The following is an 18,512-nucleotide window of genomic DNA, read 5'->3' as shown; positions in this document are numbered from 1 at the left end:
TTTACCCCACACAACTTATAAATAAAAAATACTCCTTTAGGAGTAGAGTGAAGATTACCATACCTCCAAATGATTAAATTGCGCCAAATCAATTTTTGTCAATTTTGTATGTAAATTTAACCATTCGAGTGAGATACTCCTTTCTAACTATTGCGAAAAACTTCTTCGACCTCTACAATAACTTATATTTATCAACAGACTCCGAGCTTGTGGGCCTAACTTCTTATCTGATTTGATTTGCAAATTTTTTGCTAAATTTAACCGCTTGTCTGTAAGAATATGGTAGCAATGCCTGTAATTAGCTTATACGTAGCTAATTCAAGGGAATTTCAAGAAATTGTTGTTCCTCTCGTGTTTAGAAAGGTGTCCAATGCAATCCATTCCAATTAAAAACATTGGGGCGGATAATGTTTCTCAGCTTATTGATCGCTTCGAACGACAATATGTTTATTTACGTTTATCCGTTACTGATGTCTGCAATTTTCGCTGTAATTATTGTCTGCCGGACGGCTATAAACCGCCTTCCCACAAGCAGCAATTTTTAAGCGTATCTGAAATTCAACGCATTGTGCGTGCTTTTGCCGATCTCGGCACGGAAAAAGTGCGTATTACCGGTGGTGAACCGACTTTACGTAAAGACTTTTTAGAAATTGCTCATACCATTTCGCAAACGAACGGCATAAAAAAAGTGGCGTTAACCACTAACGGTTATCGTATGGAACGTGATATCGATTTATGGCAGCAAGCCGGCATTACAGATATTAACGTGAGTGTAGATAGCCTTGATACACGCCAATTCCAACTCATTACCGGTGAAAACAAGCTACAATCGGTCCTAAAAGGCATTGATAGAGCATTTGAAATCGGCTATCGCAAAATCAAGGTGAATGCGGTGTTAATGAAGCAATACACTGCCCCTGAATTAGATAAATTCCTCGCTTGGATTAAAGATAAACCGATTCAAATGCGTTTTATCGAGCTGATGGAAACCGGTGAAATGGACAGTTTTTTTAAAGCACAACATTTATCCGGTCAGTCAGTGATGCAACGTTTGTTACAAGAAGGCTGGCAATTACAGCCGAAAGCATTATCGGACGGCCCGGCAAAAGTGCTTTCGCACCCTGATTACCAAGGCGAAATCGGCTTAATTATGCCGTATGAGAAAAACTTCTGTGCCAGCTGCAACCGCCTACGTGTTTCGGCACTCGGTAAATTGCACCTTTGCTTATTCGGTGAGGAAGGCATCGATTTGCGAGATTTACTCTCGGAAGATACCCAACAAGCACAGCTGGAAGCACGTTTAAAAGCGGCATTACAAGGTAAGCGAGAACATCACTATTTGCATATCGGTGATAGCGGGATTCGGAATAATCTCGCCTCAATCGGCGGCTAGTTTCTCTGTTACTTTTCTTTGCGTTGCCAAAGAAAAGTAACCAAAAGAAAGGCAACCCTACTTCACCGCTGTTCTTCACTTAGTTGAAATTTGCTTAACGGAACATTTTAGATTCGCCTACGGCTCAAGAAAAATGTTCCTACAAATTGCAACACGCTCAGGCGGTTCAGAAGGGAACCCAAGCGGTTATTTTTGTTAAGTTCTTTGCAAAAAAATTTTCGATAAAGCAAAGAAAGTGACAGAAAAAGTTTGATATTAAGCTCAATATTAATTTACACAAAAAATTAAACAGACCTATCTATGAACCAATTTACTCATATCAATACCAACGGCGAAGCCAATATGGTTGATGTTTCGATGAAACAAGAAACTGTCCGTGTTGCACGTGCCGAAGCATTTGTTTCGATGAATGCCGAAACATTACAAATGATCATTTCCGGTAACCATCACAAAGGTGATGTGTTTGCTACTGCTCGTATAGCAGGGATTCAAGCGGCCAAAAGAACCTGGGAACTTATTCCGCTTTGCCATCCGTTGCTTCTCTCAAAAGTTGAAGTACAACTTGAAGCTCTGCCGGAAACCAATCAAGTTCGCATCGAATCACTATGCAAACTCACCGGTAAAACCGGTGTAGAAATGGAAGCGCTAACCGCTGCCAGTGTTGCTGCACTCACGATTTACGATATGTGTAAAGCGGTACAAAAAGATATGGTGATTGAAAATGTTCGTTTACTACACAAAAGTGGCGGTAAATCGGGCGAATTTAATGCGGAATAAGAATTACATTTAGGGATAAATATGATTAACGTTTTATTTTTTGCACAGGTACGCGAATTGGTTGGCGTTGATGCTTTAACCGTTCCTGCTGAGTTTGAAACTGCCGAACAGCTACGTGAACATTTAAGCCAGCAAGGTAAAAAATGGCAATTAGCATTAGAAAAAGGCAAATTATTAGTGGCAATTAACCAAAGCATTTCACCGTTGGAAAGTGCAATCAAAGATGGCGATGAAGTAGCATTCTTCCCACCGGTAACAGGAGGCTAAATGCACGCTACGTTAATCGAAGTACAACAAGAAACGTTTGATCAAAATGCGATTTACCACTGGCTAAGCGAACAGCATAGCGTGGGAGCAACCACGCTTTTTGTCGGCAAAGTACGAGAAATGAATTTAGGCGATAATGTATCCGGTTTATATTTGGAACATTACCCTTCAATGACCCAAAAAGCACTCCAAGAAATTGTAGATGAGGCACGTAGCCGTTGGGATTTACAACGTGTGGCAGTGATTCATCGTATTGGGCAACTTCATACCGGTGATGAAATTGTATTGGTTGGGGTAAGTTCCGCTCACCGAGGCGATGCTTATCACGCCAACGAATTCATTATGGATTACCTTAAAACCCGTGCGCCGTTTTGGAAACGTGAAACTACACAAGACGGCGACCGCTGGATAGAAGGCAGAGAAAGTGACCAACTTGAAGCGGATAAATGGCAATAAATCACGCCCTTAGATTCACGGAATGTGTCAGAAGGTTTATAATATCTGACAACATTCCGTTTTTTATATATTGAGAATTTATGACAACACCAATTATTGATTTACAAATTGCCGCAGAGAACAGTGAAGATCTTCCGTCTTTAGAACAATTTACCCAATGGGTGCAACGTGCGTTAGCGCACGAAGCACAAACCGAAGATTTCCCTGAAACGGAAATCACGATTCGTATCGTGGACGAAGCGGAAAGCCACGAGTTAAATTTAACTTATCGTGGTAAAGACAAACCAACCAATGTGCTTTCATTTCCGTTTGAAGTGCCGGAAGGCATTGAATTACCGTTATTAGGTGATCTGATTATTTGCCGCCAAGTAGTGGAAAAAGAAGCGCAAGAGCAACAAATTTCCTTAGAATCGCACTGGGCACATTTAGCAATTCACGGCACGCTACACTTACTCGGTTATGATCATATTGAAGATGCGGAAGCGGAAGAAATGGAAGGCTTAGAAACCGAGATTATGCAAAGTTTAGGTTTTGAAGATCCGTATATTTCAGAAAAAGTGATTGAAGAATAATGCGTAAACTGGTGATTTTAGCTGAAATGCCTCCGCTTGACGGGGGCATTGTTATTCATAGTGGCAATATCTCCCAAGCCAAACAGTTTTTGGGGCAAGAACACCCCTACGCCATTTATGATATGCGCGCCGAAGGCGGTGTGTGTCTTAACTTAGATGCCTTAGCGATTATTGCCGGTACGATTCAGGCAAAAGGTACGCTCTATCTCATTTGCCCGAATTGGGATACGTTGGAACAACAACCTGATTTTGACTCGCAACGTTGGAATAGTGGTAAGGTGATTGCTACACCGAATTTCTATCGCTACGTTAAGGCATTGGTACAAAAATTCGGCTTTCAATTCCAAACATTGGAAGAAACGGATTTTAGTTTGCCAACATCACCAAATCAAAGTTCAGTCACAGAACCTCTTACACCACAGCAACAAGAAATCTTTGAAAAATTACCGCTTGATACCTCCGCTATTCATTTGATCACCGCACCTCGCGGACGAGGCAAATCAACCCTCGCCGGGAAATTAGCCCAGCAGTTAGCCCAAACGGAATCGGTACTGATTACTGCAAGAAGTCACTCGGTCTTACCTAGTTTTTGGAAGTCTGCTGCGCAGCATATTCCTTTTTTTGCACCCGATCATCTATTACAAAAAATCGCGGCAAACCAAATTGCAGCAAATAGTTGGTTATTTATTGATGAATCGGCAAGTTTGCCGTTACCAATGTTACATCAGTTCTGTGAGTATTTCGACAAAGTGGTCTTAACCACTACCACACATAATTATGAAGGTACCGGGCGAGGCTTTAGCCTGAAATTCCCTCAACAACTCACAAAGCCGTATCGGGAATGGCGACTGAGTAAACCGCTACGTTGGGATGAAAATGATCCGTTGGAACAATTTATCAATGAGTTATTGATTATGTCGCCACCAAGCGAAACCAATCAATATGCTGAATTTTATCATTTACTGGCTGAAGCGCATTACAAAACGACACCCAGCGATTTACGCCGCTTATTTGATGCTCAAGATCAGTTACTACATTCTTTCTCCGAACATCAACGTTTAGTCGGTGGCATTTGGGCTGTACCTGAAGGTGATTTGGAACCTGAATTAGCTGAAGCCATTTGGCGGGGAGAACGCCGCCCACAAGGCAATTTAGTCGCACAATACCTCTGCTTCCAAGGCAACTTACTAGAAGCCTGTCAGCTACGCTCGGTACGAATCTCACGTATTGCGGTACAACCTGAACTGCAACAGCAAGGGATTGGCAAGCGGTTAATTTCTAACTTTATTTTGCAAAAAATTCAGCAAAATCGACCGCTTGTGGATTATGTTTCGGTCAGTTTCGGACTCACGGAACCTCTGTTGCATTTTTGGCAACAATGTGGTTTTCAGTTAGTACAAATTACCCCGACTAAAGAAGCCAGTAGCGGCTATCATAGTGCGATGATGCTCTACCCGATTTCGGAACAAGGTCAGCGATTTGTACAACAAGCTACCGCCCAATTTGAGCGAGATTTGGCACTACAGCCGTTTTATGCAGAATTGCAAAATATTTTGCCAATTCGACCGCTTGTGCAACTGCAAATGGACGAACAAGATTGGCGTGATATAGAAGGTTTCGCATTAGCGCAACGTTCGCTGGCAGCAAGTTATGTCAGCCTAACACGCCTTTACTGGCAAGATCCTCGCAATCATGGCGTGTTAGCCAATATCTGGCAACAATTCGAGAGTATTCAAGGCAAAAAAGAATGGTTGGAAAACTTACGTAGCCTACTTGCCAACTACTTGCAATACATACGCTAATTGGTTGCAAATCGCTATAAAAAAACCACCGCTTATTGCGGTGGTTTTTCATTTTCGAACTCGTTATTTTTTACGTTCTACCCATTTACCGTCAAGGTAATCAACAATCCACTTGGTTGCCTTGCCGTCTTTTTCAGACGTCACATATTGACGTTTTTCTTTACGGCTAAAGCGGATAATCGCTTCATTCCCTTCCGGATCTTGCTGAGGTGCATCGGCAAGATATTGTAATTTTTCTGGTAAACGATCACGGTATTGTGCTAATTCGGCAACTTTCGGCGCCCGTGTTTCTCGTGATTTCGGGAAATTGTGTGCCGACATAAACACACCGCTTGCGCCGTCACGTAATACGAAATAAGCATCCGATTTCTCACATTTGAGTTCCGGGAAATGCGTCGGCTCTTCACGAGGCGGAGCCACTTCACCATTTTTCAGAATCTTACGAGTGTTATCGCAAGCGGTACAACCCATATATTTACCGAAACGACCAAGTTTGAGGTGCATATCCGCACCGCATTTATCACATTCGACAATCGGGCCGTCATAGCCTTTGATTTTGAATGTACCTTGTTCTAACACATATCCGTCACAATTCGGATTATTACCACAAATATGTAATTTACGTTGCGGATCAATCACATAGCTATCCATTGCCGAATCACATTTCGGACAACGTTTACGAGCTAACAAAGCTTTTGCTTCCGACTCTTCATCCAACACGTTGAGTAATTCCGCTTCCGGAATCAGATTCATTGTGGTTTTACAACGTTCTTTCGGTGGTAACGCATAACCGGTACAGCCTAAGAATACACCGGTAGAAGCGGTGCGAATTGCCATTTTTCTTGCGCAAGTCGGACAGTCAATTTCCGTTGGCACAAGACTATTCGGCTTCATTCCGCCTTCCAGATCGTCTAATTCGGCTTTGGTCAGCTGCTCAGAGAAATCCTTGAAGAAATTATTGAGCGCCTCTTTCCAATTTTTATTACCTTCCGCAATTTGGTCGAGGGTTTCTTCCATATTGGCGGTAAAGTCGTAATTCATTAAATCGCTAAATGATTCATCTAAACGATCGGTGACGATTTCACCCATTTTTTCTGCATAGAAACGGCGATTTTCAGTACGCACATAACCGCGTTCTTGAATCGTTGAAATAATCGCAGCATAGGTTGATGGACGACCGATACCACGTTTTTCCAATTCTTTAACCAGTGCGGCTTCAGAGAAACGTGCAGGTGGTTTAGTGAAGTGTTGGCTAGGTAGCACTTCTTCTAACATTAATTTTTCATTGAGTGCGACTTCCGGTAACACTTGGTCTTCGGCCGTTTTGCCTTGTACCGGTAATGCTTTCGTCCAACCGTCAAAACGTAATACACGTCCTTTCGCTTTTAATTCATAGTCGCCAGCCGTAACGGTAAGACTGGTTGAATCATAACGAGCCGGTGTCATCTGGCAAGCTAAGAAACGACGCCAAATAAGCTCATAAAGACGCTCGGCATCTTTTTCCATACCTTTTAAATCAGACATTTTTACGTTCACGTCTGACGGACGAATCGCTTCATGCGCTTCTTGCGCACCTTCTTTACTTGAATAGAAATTCGGTTTAGCCGGTAAATACTCGCTGCCGAATTGCTCTTCAATATAACCACGCGCCATCGCTAATGCGTCTTGGCTTAAATTGGTTGAATCGGTACGCATATAAGTAATATAACCCGCTTCATATAAGCGCTGCGCCAACATCATGGTTTTTTTCACGCCAAAGCCCAAACGGGTACTCGCCGTTTGTTGCAATGTTGATGTAATAAATGGCGGGCTTGCTTTCGAAGAAGTCGGCTTTTTATCAATCTCCGAAACGATAAATTCACTACCTTGTAATGCTTTTACCGCTTCATCTGCTTGTTTTTGATTTTTTGCCGAGAATTTTTTACCTTTATAGCCGATTAAATCTAGCGGTAATTTCCCTTTAGCTGCTAGCGTATTGGCTAAGATCTCCCAATATTCTTCCGGTTGGAACGCTTTAATTTCTCGTTCACGTTCAACTAAAAGTTTAACCGCAACCGACTGTACACGCCCTGCAGATAAGCCTCGAGCCACTGTTTTCCACAGTAAAGGCGATACCATAAAGCCAACCACACGGTCTAAAAAGCGACGTGTTTGTTGCGCATTTACACGGTCTAAATTTAAATGATCCGGCTTCTCAAACGCTTTTTGAATAGCATTTTTGGTAATTTCATTGAACACCACTCGGCTAAAACGATCGTCATCACCACCGATAACTTCTCGCAAATGCCAAGCGATCGCTTCCCCTTCTCTATCCAAGTCGGTTGCGAGATAAATATGATCCGCTTTTTTAGCTAAAGATTTTAATTCGGATACAACTTTTTCTTTATCCGGTAGTACTTGATAATTCGCTTTCCAATCATGGTAAGGATCGATACCCATACGTTTGACTAATGCGGCACGATCTTTTTCTGCTTTTAGTTTTGCTTTTTGTTCCGCAGTCATGCCTTTGGTGGAAATCGGTTTGGCTTTCTCGTTTTTTTCGCTTTCACTACCGCTTTTAGGTAAATCACGAATATGACCGACACTCGATTTAACAACATAATCGCTACCTAGATATTTATTGATTGTCTTAGCTTTCGCCGGCGACTCCACAATAACCAATGATTTTCCCATTAATAACTACCTAAAATGTAAATAATTCAAGAAATATATTATAGTTTATTTCTTTCTGGTTGATATTTGATACTAATTGACCCAAAATATGTCGACAATAGCAAGCCTAGTAATAAAAGACAATATCTAGAGAAAGAAATTATGGACAAACTCAACGCAATTAATCTTTTTTGCCGAGTGATCGAAACACAAAGTTTCACTCAAGCCGCTCAGCTTGAACAAATTTCGTTGGCAATGGCAAGTAAACTTATTGCTCAGCTTGAAGAACATCTTAATGTAAGATTACTTCACCGTACAACTCGTAAGATTACTCCGACAGAAGCCGGATTACTTTATTACCAGCGATGCCTGCCAATTCTTAACGAGTTAAAAGATGCGGAGAATAGTGTAAGCAATATTACCTCTACATTACAAGGAAAAATCACAATTTCACTGCCGATGGACTTCGGTTCGCGCTTTGTTGCACCTTATTTAGGTCAATTTATAGCTACTTATCCCAATATTCAGCTTAATATTGAATTTAGTGATCGCCGTGTTGATGTTGTCGCGGAAGGCTATGACCTAGTATTAAGAATCGGTTCGCTTGAAGACAGTTCAATTGTTGCAAAACGTATTGCACAATCGGAGCTGATACTGCTTGCATCACCGGAATATTTAGCCGCACACGGCACACCCGAAAGGCTGGAACATCTGGCGCACCATACTTGCTTACTCTATGAAAACCATCAACAATGGTTATTTGAAGAGAATGATCAAAAAATAAAATTCAAGCCCACGCCGCATATTATGTCAAATAATGGTTATGCACTGCTACAAATGGCAAAAGCCGGACAAGGTATTGTCAATTTACCGCTCTTTTTAGCTAAAGAAGAATTGGGTGCCGGCCAACTAGTCGAGATTTTGCCCCAGTACAAACAACATGCGATTGATATTAGCCTTTTATATCCGCACCGCCGCTACTTATCACCAAAGGTAAAAGTATTAATTGAATTTCTTAGTAAATTAATGCAAGAAAGACAGCAATATTTAATGAAATAACAAGCGGTCAAATTTATATCATTTTTTGCAAAATTAAGATGCAACCTGCACTTACTGGCGCGAGTGCCTCACTCGTACCTTTATTTTTTGAGGAGATAAATAGCACGAGAGAAAGCTCTCGCACTTTCATTATTGATGATAGGTTTAATCGCTTATTGATTAAGATCTAAAATCAAAATCTTTGACATTCTTTGGTAATTGTAATGTTCTCGTTTCTCTTTCGGTAAATCTTCCGTACCGGATACCACAAAGCCTCGCTCTTGGAACCACTGTGTTGTGCGAGTGGTTAATACAAACAATTTCTCGACCTGTAATTTATAAGCTCTACGTTTAATCGCTTCTAATAACACATCGCCTCGCGATGAATCTCGATAATCAGGATGCACCGCCACACACGCCATTTCCGCCATTTTTTCTTCCGGATAATGATTCAGTGCCGCACAGGCAATCACAATACCGTCACGTTCAATAATCGTATAATGACTAATCTCCATTTCCAGCTGTTCACGTGAACGTTTTACTAAAATACCCTGCTCTTCAAGCGGTCGAATAAGATTTAATAAACCGGGAATATCAAACGAAGTAGCCAAACGAATATTTTCCGAACTCTCTTCCGATAACTGCGTACCGATACCGTCACGAGAGAACAACTCTTGAAGTAATGAGCCGTCTTCTTTATAACTCAGCAAATGCGAACGTTTAATGCCGGCATGGCAAGCTTCAATGGCTGCTTGTAAAAAACGCGCAGCGGAATTGTGGTATTGTCCGGATTCAATAAATTGCGTTAAATAACGTTTGGCTTCACGAGGATGTAAATCCGACAATACTTTGCCGTTTTGATCCAAGATCCCTTGCTGATCGCAAAAGCCGATTAACTTATCCGCTTTTAACTTAATCGCAATTTGCGTTGCAATTTCCTCAAACGGTAAATTAAACATTTCGCCGGTAACCGAAGGCGCAATCGGACCAATAACCACAATCGAATCTTGCGCTAATTGCTGCTGAATCCCTTCGATATTAATCCGGCGAATCTTACCGCTTAAACCGTAATCCACACCATCAATCACACCTAACGGCTGCGCTAATACCGCATTGCTGCTAACCACATTCAGTACAGGCGAGTTCGGCAAACGCAGCGACAAACGAGAAAAAATATCATAATGCAATCCGCCAACCGCTTGCTTCACTACTTCTAACGTTTTGCTATCGGTAATACGGATATTATTATGATAAGCGGAACTCATCTGATTTTTTGCTAACAACTCATCAATTTGACCTCGTGCACCAAACACGATCACCAACTTGATGCCTAAACTGTGGAGCAAACCGATATCGTTGGTAATATTAATAAAATTCGGGTGAGCAATCGCATTACCGTCTAACATAATCACAAAGGTTTTCTCTCTGTGCATATTTACGTAAGGCGTGGATTGTCTAAACCACTGGACTAATTCTGTGTTACGCATAACTTCCTCATTATTTTTTGTTTCTGATAAATGTATACCAAAATGAATATTTATGCAATTTAAATGAATTAAAACTTATATCCATACATAAAAAAGCGGTTAAATTTGCAAATTTTTTTACAAATTTAACCGCTTATTATCGCTTTTTATGTTCTTTCCGACAACTTCTCAAATTCATTGAAATAGGTCGGGAACGTTTTCGCCGTACATTTCGGATCTAAAATTGTCACCGGTGTATCAGACAATGCAATCAACGAGAAACACATCGCCATACGGTGATCATTATAGGTTGCAATTTCAGCATGTTGGAATTGCGTGAGTGGCAAAGGCTGAATACGAATAAAATCTTCGCCTTCTTCAACGGTTGCTCCCACTTTGCGCAATTCGGTTGCCATCGCCGCTAAACGATCTGTTTCTTTGACACGCCAGTTATAAATATTGCGAATAATCGTTTCCCCTTCGGCAAATAATGCGGTAGTCGCAATCGTCATTGCTGCATCCGGAATATGGTTCATATCCATATCTACACCTTTAAGCTCACCTTGCTCCGCTTGGATAAAATCGTCACCCCAAGTGATTTTAGCCCCCATCGCTTCTAGCACATTGGCAAACAAGCGGTCACCTTGGATCGAATTTTTACCAATACCGGTCACCTTCACTTTACCTTTAATCGCACCTGCCGCTAAGAAATAAGAAGCGGATGATGCATCACCTTCTACCAAATATTTCTCCGGAGAAATGTAGCTTTGGTTACCTTTTACCACAAAGGTCTGATAATTTTGGTTCTCAACATTTACCCCAAAATCTTTCATCATCGCTAAGGTAATATCAATATAAGGTTTTGATACCAGTTCACCGATAATTTCAATTTCCATATCGCCTTCGGCAAGCGGTGCCGCCATCAGTAAAGCGGTTAAAAATTGGCTGGAAATCGAACCGTCAATTTGTACTTTTCCGCCTTTTAGGCCACTGTTTCGGATTGCTAGCGGCGGATAACCTTCATTTTCCAAATATTGAACGCTTGCACCCACTTGGCGAAGGGCATCAACCAAGTGTTTGATCGGGCGCTCTTTCATACGAGGTTCGCCGGTTAGAATAACTTCCGCTTCGCTTGCACCTTTTAAACATAATGCAGCGGTTAACGGGCGCATTGCCGTACCTGCGTTACCTAAAAATAACGATAACCCATTTTGCCAATTAAATGCGCCGCCAATTCCTTCAACAGTACAAACGGTCTTATCTTCCGATAATGAATAATTCACGCCTAATGCTTTTAATGCATTGAGCATATGGCGAATATCATCACTGTCTAATAAATTGGTAACTTTAGTCGTGCCTTTCGCCAAAGCAGCTAATAATAACGCTCGATTCGAAAGGCTTTTTGAGCCGGGTAAATTAATCTCGCCTTCAACACGGCTGATCGGTGCTAATGTAATTTTTTCCATCTGTATTCTCTTAAATTAGCCTAATACTTTTACTAATGCGGCAAACAGGCGGTCATTTTCTGCCGGTAAACCAATACTGATACGTAAATGATTCGGCATACCATAACCTGCAATCGGACGAACAATCACGCCTTCACGTAACAAGGCTTCATAAATCGGTGCTGCCGGACGTTTGAAATCAATCGTAATAAAGTTACCTTTGGAAGGAATATAATCCAAACCTTGTCCTTGGCAGAATGCTTCATAGCGTTGCATCTCTTGGCGGTTATTTTCCGCAACTTTTTCCACAAAGGCATCGTCATTCATTACCGCAATCGCTGAAGCCAATGCAAGGCTGTTACAGTTAAACGGCTGGCGTACGCGGTTTAGCAAATCGGCAATTTCTGGATTCGATACTGCATAACCGATTCGTAATCCGGCAAGTCCATACGCTTTGGAAAGTGAACGAGAAACAATTAAATTCGGATATTTTGCTAATAAACCGAATGAATCAACACGTTCGGAAGCCTCTGTAAATTCGGTGTATGCTTCATCTAATACCACAATCACATTTGCCGGCACTTTCGCTAAGAAAGCATCAATTTCCGCTTCGGTTAAGAAATTACCGGTCGGGTTGTTCGGATTAGCAATAAAAATCAGTTTGGTTTTTTCATTGACTGCAGCAAGAAACGCATCTAAATCGTGTCCCCAATTTTTCGCCGGAATTTCACGAGCCACCGCATTAATCGCTTTAGTCACTAATGGATACACGATAAAGGCATATTGAGAATAAATGATTTCATCCTGCTCACTGGCAAAAGTATGTGTAAATAATTCCAATAAATCATTTGAGCCGTTACCCAAGGTAATTTGGGTTGCTTGTACGCCGAATTTTTTTGAAATAGCCGCTTTTAATTCAAAGCCGTTTGCATCCGGATAACGAGTGAGATCATTTAATTGATTAATAATCGCTTGTTTTGCACTTTCAGGGAAACCGAACGGATTTTCATTAGAAGCCAGTTTAATAATATTGCTGATACCAAGCTCACGTTCTAATTCTTCAATCGGTTTACCTGCTTGGTAAGGAGAAAGGGATTTCACGCCCTCATTGGCGATGTTGATAAATTGCATTTTTACCTCTGTAACATTATTTTTATTGAGTTGTTGGATTGTATTAGAGAATTTTAATCTTTACCAGTAAAAAATACGTTACAGATGGAAAGATATTAATACACGATTAATTCTTCAGCTAGCTGGCGTAAAATCATATCCATAAAAAAGGCTATCCCACCGGATAGCCTCAGTAATATTTTAAAGATTATGCATTTTCTTGTGCAAATTTATCCATAAATTGGATTAATGCTTCTACACCTTCAATCGGCATTGCGTTATAAATTGACGCACGCATACCGCCTAATACTTTGTGTCCTTTTAAGGCGTGTAACCCGCAAGCGGTCGCTTCCGCCACAAATTTTGCATTTAACTCATCATCATCAGTGGTAAATGTCACATTCATTACCGAACGATTTGCTTCCGCAATATAATTACGATAGAAAGAACTGTTGTTCAAGTAGTTATAAAGTAATTCCGCTTTTGCCGCATTACGTTTTTCAACCGCCGCCAAACCGCCCTCTTTGATTAAATGTTTAAATACTAGTGAACATAAATACCAAGCGAATGTAGGTGGTGTATTAATCATCGAATCAGCATTGACTTGTGTTTCATAGTTCCAAATCGAAGGGGTTGCCGTGCGAGCTTTACCAATCAGATCTTCACGTACAATCACAATCGTAATACCTGCCGGCCCCAGGTTTTTTTGCGCACCTGCATAAATTAAACCAAATTTGCTGATATCAATTTGAGTTGAAAGAATATCAGACGACATATCTGCGACCAATACCGCATTGCCCACATTTGGGATCTGCTTAATTTGCACACCGGTTATCGTTTCATTTGTGCAATAATGAACATAATCATACTGTTCGGCAATATCACTAAAATCGGTACGGGTTACCGCAATCACGCCATTTTGATCTTTTTCAACGATATTAATTTCATCAATTTCACAGAAATTACGTGCTTCTTTTGCCGCCATCCCCGACCAATGACCGCTATTGAGATAAAGTGCTTTACCCTTTGCTCCAATTAAGTTCATTGGCACTGCAGCAAATTGCCCACGTGCACCGCCTTGCAAAAACAGAATTTTATAATTTTGCGGAATGTTATAAACCTCACGAAAATCTTGCTCAGATTGCGTTGCAAGTTCCATAAAAAACTTACCGCGATGGCTAACTTCCATCACCGAAGTACCTTGGTTTTGCCAATTTAATAATTCTTGTTGCGCTTGTTCTAAAACGGCTTTTGGCATCATTGCCGGGCCTGCACTGAAATTATAAACTTGTGTCATTGTGTTTGCCTCTTATGTTTCTTTAAAACGGATTCGATCATTCTAGCGAAAACATTCGTCATTTTGAAAGCACTTTTTTAGATAAAAAAATAAAGCGGTTAAATTTGCAAAAAATTCTGCAAATTTAACCGCTTGTAAAACAAAAATTATCGGCCGTGAACACGTTGTTCCAAAATCACATCCAACGTTTTTTGTTTTTGTTGAATTGATTTTTCCGGCTCTGCTTTAACTAATAAAGCGTAGATAAGATCTAACACGAACAATTGTGACATTTTAGTACCGATAGAATCGCCCTGCATATGCCCCTGGCGATTGCCGTTAATCAATACATAATCAGCAACATTGGTGATGGGTGAACGAATATGGTGAGTAATCGCCACGGTTTTCGCATTATTTTTACGCGCAATACGCAACGAGCTAATTACCTCATCTGAATAACCCGAATGGCTGATCCCAATCACCACATCACCCTCACGTAACAACGACGCTTGCATATACATAAAGTGGTTATTGGTTACCGCATCGGTCTGTAAGCCGATACGCATCAATTTATGTTTGGCATCTTCCGCGGTCAAACCTGAAGAACCTACACCAAACAAGAAAATTCGTTGCGCCTTTTGCAGTTCTTTCACCACATTTTCTAATTCTTGAAAATCGAGCAAATTGATTGTTTCGGCAATCACGTTGTTCAAGCTACTTTGTAATTTAATCGCAATTTCTTTCGGTGTATCGGTTTCCGACACATCCGTATCAAAAATTGAGTTACTTTGCTTTTCTTGGGTCGCCAATTCAATGGCTAAATCCAATTTAAAATCGGTATAGCCTTTAAAACCTAAAGTACGACAAAATCGGATAAATGTCGCTTCACCGACATCAAGTTGTTTCGCTACTTCAGATAATGAGTTCTGACTGAGGATCTCTGGTTGAGCCAAAATCGCCGAGGCAATTTTCTTCTCTGTTTTAGTTAAACTGGTTTGTAATGCGCCGATAGTATCTAATATTTTTCCTCGAGCAGACATAACTGCCTCCTACAAATAACTGACAGGGACTTTAACAACTAATTTTTTCAATAATTTATTTTGACCGTTTACTGCATTGCCCGGTTTATGCGGTTCATAAGGTAAAAAGATGGCAAACATATTTGGCTGTAATACAAGCTCATTTTTATGCTCAATCGCATCCGTTAACTGATAATCGTCTTCGTCACGATACTCATCGAATTTCGCTAAATTAGGTTCACCTAAGCCATACTCAATCATTTCTTCACCGGAAATTAATAATTGAATATCAATAAATTTGCGGTGCATTTCCGCTTTCTTTTCTTCAGCCGGACTGGTTTCAAATTCCATCACGTTCATTCGAACGCCCTCTTCAAGATCTTGCCAACCTAGCGGAAGATTAACTAAATCCAATGTCTTCAACTTTTCGCATAAACGCACAAAAACAGGCGGTAACGATTTAGCGTAGTCCGCTCGAGATAAATCACCTAATAACATATCGCTCCCTTACAATAATAAATTTATCAATGCTGTTTTAGTTCAACAGCCACTCCATAAATGAAGATATACTCCAGTATGTATAGCGTAAAGATTTATCCGCTAAATAACAAGCGGGAAAATAAGAAAATGAGAACTAGATCAAATTTTATAAAAATGAAGGCATAGACCCTATTCTGTCTATGCCTTCATCATATTTTTATTCCGTTTTTAATGCTAAATCAAGCTGTATCAAACATTTTTGTTCTTCTTCCAGCTCAGCTAAAATCAGCGGGTTTTGAGTCAAAAAGCCGGGTTCAAACTGCAATAACCACTCATTATTGTTAATCGTTAATTTCACCGATTTCGGCTCTACCGTCGCTTGGCGAGGGCGATTAAGCAACACCGCCAGACGAAATAAACGTAATAATGTCATAATATCTCGGTGTTGATAGCGGTTAGTACTGCGAATTTCACTCCGTTTGAAGCTCTTTAAATGAAAACGCATCAACATCGCCAATAAATGCTGTTGCTCGGAATCAAAACCCGGTAAATCGCTATGTGCAATAATATAAGCGGAATGACGATGTACACTATTATGATTAATAACGATACCGATTTCATGCAGTAAACTCGCCCATTTCAACATACTACATAGCTCGGCAACTTGGCGGCGATTGCGCCAACTTTTAACTTGTTCAAATAGCATCAGTGCCGTGTGTTCCACTCTATTGGCTTGTTGTTGATCAATGTTAAATTGCTCTGCCAGTGCTTCTGCCGTTCTTTGGCGAATATCCCCGACTTGGAAGCTCTTTTCTAAGCCGTACATAACACCTTCACGAATCGCCCCGTTTGAATAACGCATCGATTCAATTCTAAAGGTATGAAATAGCGCTAATAAAATCGCTAAGCCCGGGATCAGTACATCCGCTCGTTCTTCAATTAAACCTTTTAACTGGATCTCGTTTAAGGAATTAAATTGCAAGCAAATATCAATTAAATTCTGTAAGCGTTCTTCCGTAATTAACCCGTCTCGATACCCGTTGGCAATCAACACTTTCTGCACGGTTTTAATCGTCCCCGAAGATCCCAATACATTTTGCCAACCTAATTGGCGGTATTCCCAAGCAAGATCCTCAATTTTTTCCATCGCCGTTTGGTAAGCATTATCAAATCGCTCAATCGTCAGTTCACCACGAGGGAAAAATCGATTTGCAAAGCTCACACAGCCCATATGACGGCTTTCCGCTCTTAATGGAGTGAAATCATCACCGATCGTCATTTCCGTTGAGCCACCACCGATGTCAACCACTAATTTTCGGCCTTTTTCCGGCTGAGTATGACTCACACCGGAATAGATCAAACGAGCTTCTTCTTGTCCGGAAATAATTTGAATCGGGTACGGAAACACTTGCGCCGCTTGTTTTAAAAATTCATCGTTATTGATCGCTCGGCGCAAGGTATAAGTTCCGACCACTTTCACATTTTCCGCCGAAAAACCTTGTAAACGGTCTGCAAATAACGCTAAACATTCCACACCTCTCGTAATAGCCTCTTGGCTCAAGATTCGGTGTTCATCTAAACCGTCCGCCAAACGCACTCGACGTTTCAAACGCGAAAGTATTTGGATTGAGCCATTTACAATGCGCGCAACAATCATATGAAAGCTGTTCGAACCCAAATCAATAGCGGCAAATTCTCTAGGCACAGACTGTTTAACTGACGATTGCATTGAAGATGACATAAAATATCCTTATAAACCGAGCGAATAAATATCAAGATTTTATCACTTTTAATACAAATCTATCGACAAATTCTTCATTATTTTAAAAATTTTGATGTTTATTTATGCAAATAAACAAACCCTTGAGAAACATTTTGACGAATTTGTTTAAAAGGTCTAGGATTTATACTAATTTATTTTCACTAACCAAGAGGGTTCTCAAATGGCTGATGTAAAAAAACAAGCATTCCAAGATATGTTGGATTATGTTCATCTTTATCGTTTAAAAAATAAATTACATCGTGAAACTGCGGATAATGATCGTAAAATCCGTGATAACCAAAAACGTGTATTGTTATTAGATAACTTAAATCAATACATCAATGATTCAATGACCGTTGAAGAGATCCGAGCAATTATCGCGAATATGCGTGACGACTACGAAAACCGTGTTGATGATTACATGATCCGCAATGCGGAACTATCAAAACAACGCCGTGAAATTCGTCAAAAAATGGCTGCACATAAAAGTGCCACTCCGGTAAAAGACGAGAAATAATTAATCTCCCTGAAAGCGGTTGGATCCACTTAATTTTTTGCAAATTAAGTTTAAAGATCTGACCTCTTTTATTTTTATCTGAAATAATCCGTAAATTAGCCCATTCCTTAAGCATTCTTTTCATTCAGAATAAATATCGTTTGACACCACTTTAATAAAAAGGTATTTCTATACAGGCTTTTCAAAATTGAAAAGAAGTAATGAATTTATTCATTGCGGGAGAGGCGCAACACTCAGGCAGTTTAATCTAAGGCAACTAGGGCCGTTTGAGGATTAAATGATGGGAGTGCTTGCCGAGGTGTGAATTCACTAGACTGGAATGAACATCGGCTGAGTCAGGTTGAATCCTATCAGCTGTCATTTAACACAAGTTTAAATGGAGTGCTCTGATTAATTGGTTCCTAAATCAAACCGCCTAATCTACTCAAATTTCCTTTCGAATATCCACTACACAACGTCATCTATTATTTTTGATTTATA

Annotated in this window: 16 protein-coding genes and 2 riboswitches; of the genes, 8 read left to right on the top strand and 8 right to left on the bottom strand. The window is 40.5% G+C overall.

Annotated features, from left to right (window positions below; translation table 11 throughout):
- The first annotated feature begins 187 nt into the window (after positions 1-187).
- Positions 188-382: riboswitch (molybdenum cofactor riboswitch) on the top strand.
- The 6 genes from moaA to EL121_RS11155 all read left to right on the top strand — a co-directional run bounded on the left by moaA (position 371) and on the right by EL121_RS11155 (position 5,267).
- Positions 371-1,393, top strand: a complete 1,023-nt coding sequence (moaA, locus tag EL121_RS11180) for a GTP 3',8-cyclase MoaA (RefSeq protein WP_039196782.1) — start codon at positions 371-373, stop codon at positions 1,391-1,393. It overlaps the preceding riboswitch by 12 nt.
- 300 nt (positions 1,394-1,693) lie before the next feature.
- Positions 1,694-2,170 carry a cyclic pyranopterin monophosphate synthase MoaC gene (moaC, locus tag EL121_RS11175; protein ID WP_005597027.1) on the top strand — a complete coding sequence of 159 codons (477 nt, stop codon included), beginning with the start codon at positions 1,694-1,696 and terminating at the stop codon, positions 2,168-2,170.
- A gap of 21 nt (positions 2,171-2,191) precedes the next feature.
- Positions 2,192-2,437, top strand: coding sequence for a molybdopterin synthase sulfur carrier subunit (moaD, locus tag EL121_RS11170; protein WP_005597031.1), 246 nt, complete (start codon positions 2,192-2,194; stop codon positions 2,435-2,437).
- On the top strand, positions 2,438-2,893 hold the full coding sequence (gene moaE / locus EL121_RS11165) for a molybdopterin synthase catalytic subunit MoaE (protein ID WP_039196775.1): 456 nt from the start codon (positions 2,438-2,440) through the stop codon (positions 2,891-2,893).
- A gap of 80 nt (positions 2,894-2,973) precedes the next feature.
- Positions 2,974-3,465: an rRNA maturation RNase YbeY gene (gene ybeY, locus EL121_RS11160; protein ID WP_014991456.1), complete on the top strand. Its 492-nt coding sequence runs from the start codon at positions 2,974-2,976 to the stop codon at positions 3,463-3,465.
- Complete coding sequence (locus EL121_RS11155; RefSeq protein ID WP_039196773.1) at positions 3,465-5,267, top strand: GNAT family N-acetyltransferase; 1,803 nt, start codon at positions 3,465-3,467, stop codon at positions 5,265-5,267. Before ybeY ends, EL121_RS11155 begins: the two co-directional genes overlap by 1 nt.
- Before the next feature lie 63 nt (positions 5,268-5,330).
- Here the strand turns inward: EL121_RS11155 and topA are convergent, their stop codons facing one another.
- A complete protein-coding gene (gene topA / locus EL121_RS11150) occupies positions 5,331-7,940 on the bottom strand; it encodes a type I DNA topoisomerase (RefSeq protein ID WP_129545064.1) in 2,610 nt (869 codons plus the stop codon).
- A gap of 141 nt (positions 7,941-8,081) precedes the next feature.
- On the opposite strand from topA, the gene EL121_RS11145 reads away from it, so the two are divergent.
- Positions 8,082-8,978, top strand: coding sequence for a LysR family transcriptional regulator (locus EL121_RS11145; protein ID WP_039196767.1), 897 nt, complete (start codon positions 8,082-8,084; stop codon positions 8,976-8,978).
- Between the two features lie 152 nt (positions 8,979-9,130).
- Here the strand turns inward: EL121_RS11145 and argA are convergent, their stop codons facing one another.
- The 7 genes from argA to ppx all read right to left on the bottom strand — a co-directional run bounded on the left by argA (position 9,131) and on the right by ppx (position 17,494).
- Positions 9,131-10,444: an amino-acid N-acetyltransferase gene (gene argA / locus EL121_RS11140; protein ID WP_039196765.1), complete on the bottom strand. Its 1,314-nt coding sequence runs from the start codon at positions 10,442-10,444 to the stop codon at positions 9,131-9,133.
- A 146-nt stretch (positions 10,445-10,590) separates the two neighbouring features.
- Entirely contained in the window at positions 10,591-11,889 is a 1,299-nt protein-coding gene (gene aroA / locus EL121_RS11135; RefSeq protein WP_039196763.1) for a 3-phosphoshikimate 1-carboxyvinyltransferase, read from the bottom strand.
- Positions 11,890-11,904: 15 nt separating this feature from the next.
- Positions 11,905-12,999 (bottom strand): histidinol-phosphate transaminase, encoded by a 1,095-nt coding sequence (gene hisC, locus EL121_RS11130; RefSeq protein WP_039196761.1) that lies wholly within the window; start codon positions 12,997-12,999, stop codon positions 11,905-11,907.
- A gap of 187 nt (positions 13,000-13,186) precedes the next feature.
- Positions 13,187-14,275, bottom strand: coding sequence for a 3-phosphoserine/phosphohydroxythreonine transaminase (gene serC / locus EL121_RS11125; protein WP_039196759.1), 1,089 nt, complete (start codon positions 14,273-14,275; stop codon positions 13,187-13,189).
- A 146-nt stretch (positions 14,276-14,421) separates the two neighbouring features.
- Complete coding sequence (locus EL121_RS11120) at positions 14,422-15,294, bottom strand: MurR/RpiR family transcriptional regulator (RefSeq protein WP_039196757.1); 873 nt, start codon at positions 15,292-15,294, stop codon at positions 14,422-14,424.
- Positions 15,295-15,303: 9 nt separating this feature from the next.
- Positions 15,304-15,771 carry an N-acetylneuraminate anomerase gene (gene nanQ, locus EL121_RS11115; protein WP_039196756.1) on the bottom strand — a complete coding sequence of 156 codons (468 nt, stop codon included), beginning with the start codon at positions 15,769-15,771 and terminating at the stop codon, positions 15,304-15,306.
- Between the two features lie 199 nt (positions 15,772-15,970).
- On the bottom strand, positions 15,971-17,494 hold the full coding sequence (gene ppx, locus EL121_RS11110; RefSeq protein ID WP_197050937.1) for an exopolyphosphatase: 1,524 nt from the start codon (positions 17,492-17,494) through the stop codon (positions 15,971-15,973).
- 202 nt (positions 17,495-17,696) lie between these two features.
- Between ppx and EL121_RS11105 the strand changes: the two genes are divergently transcribed.
- Complete coding sequence (locus EL121_RS11105) at positions 17,697-18,032, top strand: DUF496 family protein (RefSeq protein WP_039196755.1); 336 nt, start codon at positions 17,697-17,699, stop codon at positions 18,030-18,032.
- A gap of 211 nt (positions 18,033-18,243) precedes the next feature.
- A riboswitch (Lysine riboswitch) is annotated at positions 18,244-18,427 on the top strand.
- Positions 18,428-18,512: the final 85 nt, after the last annotated feature.

This window comes from Actinobacillus equuli (genome assembly GCF_900636745.1).
Lineage (GTDB): Bacteria > Pseudomonadota > Gammaproteobacteria > Enterobacterales > Pasteurellaceae > Actinobacillus > Actinobacillus equuli.
Note: the sequence above shows the minus strand (reverse complement) of the source record. Positions and strands in the feature narration are given on the sequence as shown.

Coding starts and splice junctions, on each gene's coding strand:
- moaA (WP_039196782.1), top strand. CDS start 371: ATGCAATCCATTCCAATTAAAAACATTGGGGCGGATAATGTTTCTCAG.
- moaC (WP_005597027.1), top strand. CDS start 1,694: ATGAACCAATTTACTCATATCAATACCAACGGCGAAGCCAATATGGTT.
- moaD (WP_005597031.1), top strand. CDS start 2,192: ATGATTAACGTTTTATTTTTTGCACAGGTACGCGAATTGGTTGGCGTT.
- moaE (WP_039196775.1), top strand. CDS start 2,438: ATGCACGCTACGTTAATCGAAGTACAACAAGAAACGTTTGATCAAAAT.
- ybeY (WP_014991456.1), top strand. CDS start 2,974: ATGACAACACCAATTATTGATTTACAAATTGCCGCAGAGAACAGTGAA.
- EL121_RS11155 (WP_039196773.1), top strand. CDS start 3,465: ATGCGTAAACTGGTGATTTTAGCTGAAATGCCTCCGCTTGACGGGGGC.
- topA (WP_129545064.1), bottom strand. CDS start 7,940: ATGGGAAAATCATTGGTTATTGTGGAGTCGCCGGCGAAAGCTAAGACA.
- EL121_RS11145 (WP_039196767.1), top strand. CDS start 8,082: ATGGACAAACTCAACGCAATTAATCTTTTTTGCCGAGTGATCGAAACA.
- argA (WP_039196765.1), bottom strand. CDS start 10,444: ATGCGTAACACAGAATTAGTCCAGTGGTTTAGACAATCCACGCCTTAC.
- aroA (WP_039196763.1), bottom strand. CDS start 11,889: ATGGAAAAAATTACATTAGCACCGATCAGCCGTGTTGAAGGCGAGATT.
- hisC (WP_039196761.1), bottom strand. CDS start 12,999: ATGCAATTTATCAACATCGCCAATGAGGGCGTGAAATCCCTTTCTCCT.
- serC (WP_039196759.1), bottom strand. CDS start 14,275: ATGACACAAGTTTATAATTTCAGTGCAGGCCCGGCAATGATGCCAAAA.
- EL121_RS11120 (WP_039196757.1), bottom strand. CDS start 15,294: ATGTCTGCTCGAGGAAAAATATTAGATACTATCGGCGCATTACAAACC.
- nanQ (WP_039196756.1), bottom strand. CDS start 15,771: ATGTTATTAGGTGATTTATCTCGAGCGGACTACGCTAAATCGTTACCG.
- ppx (WP_197050937.1), bottom strand. CDS start 17,494: ATGTCATCTTCAATGCAATCGTCAGTTAAACAGTCTGTGCCTAGAGAA.
- EL121_RS11105 (WP_039196755.1), top strand. CDS start 17,697: ATGGCTGATGTAAAAAAACAAGCATTCCAAGATATGTTGGATTATGTT.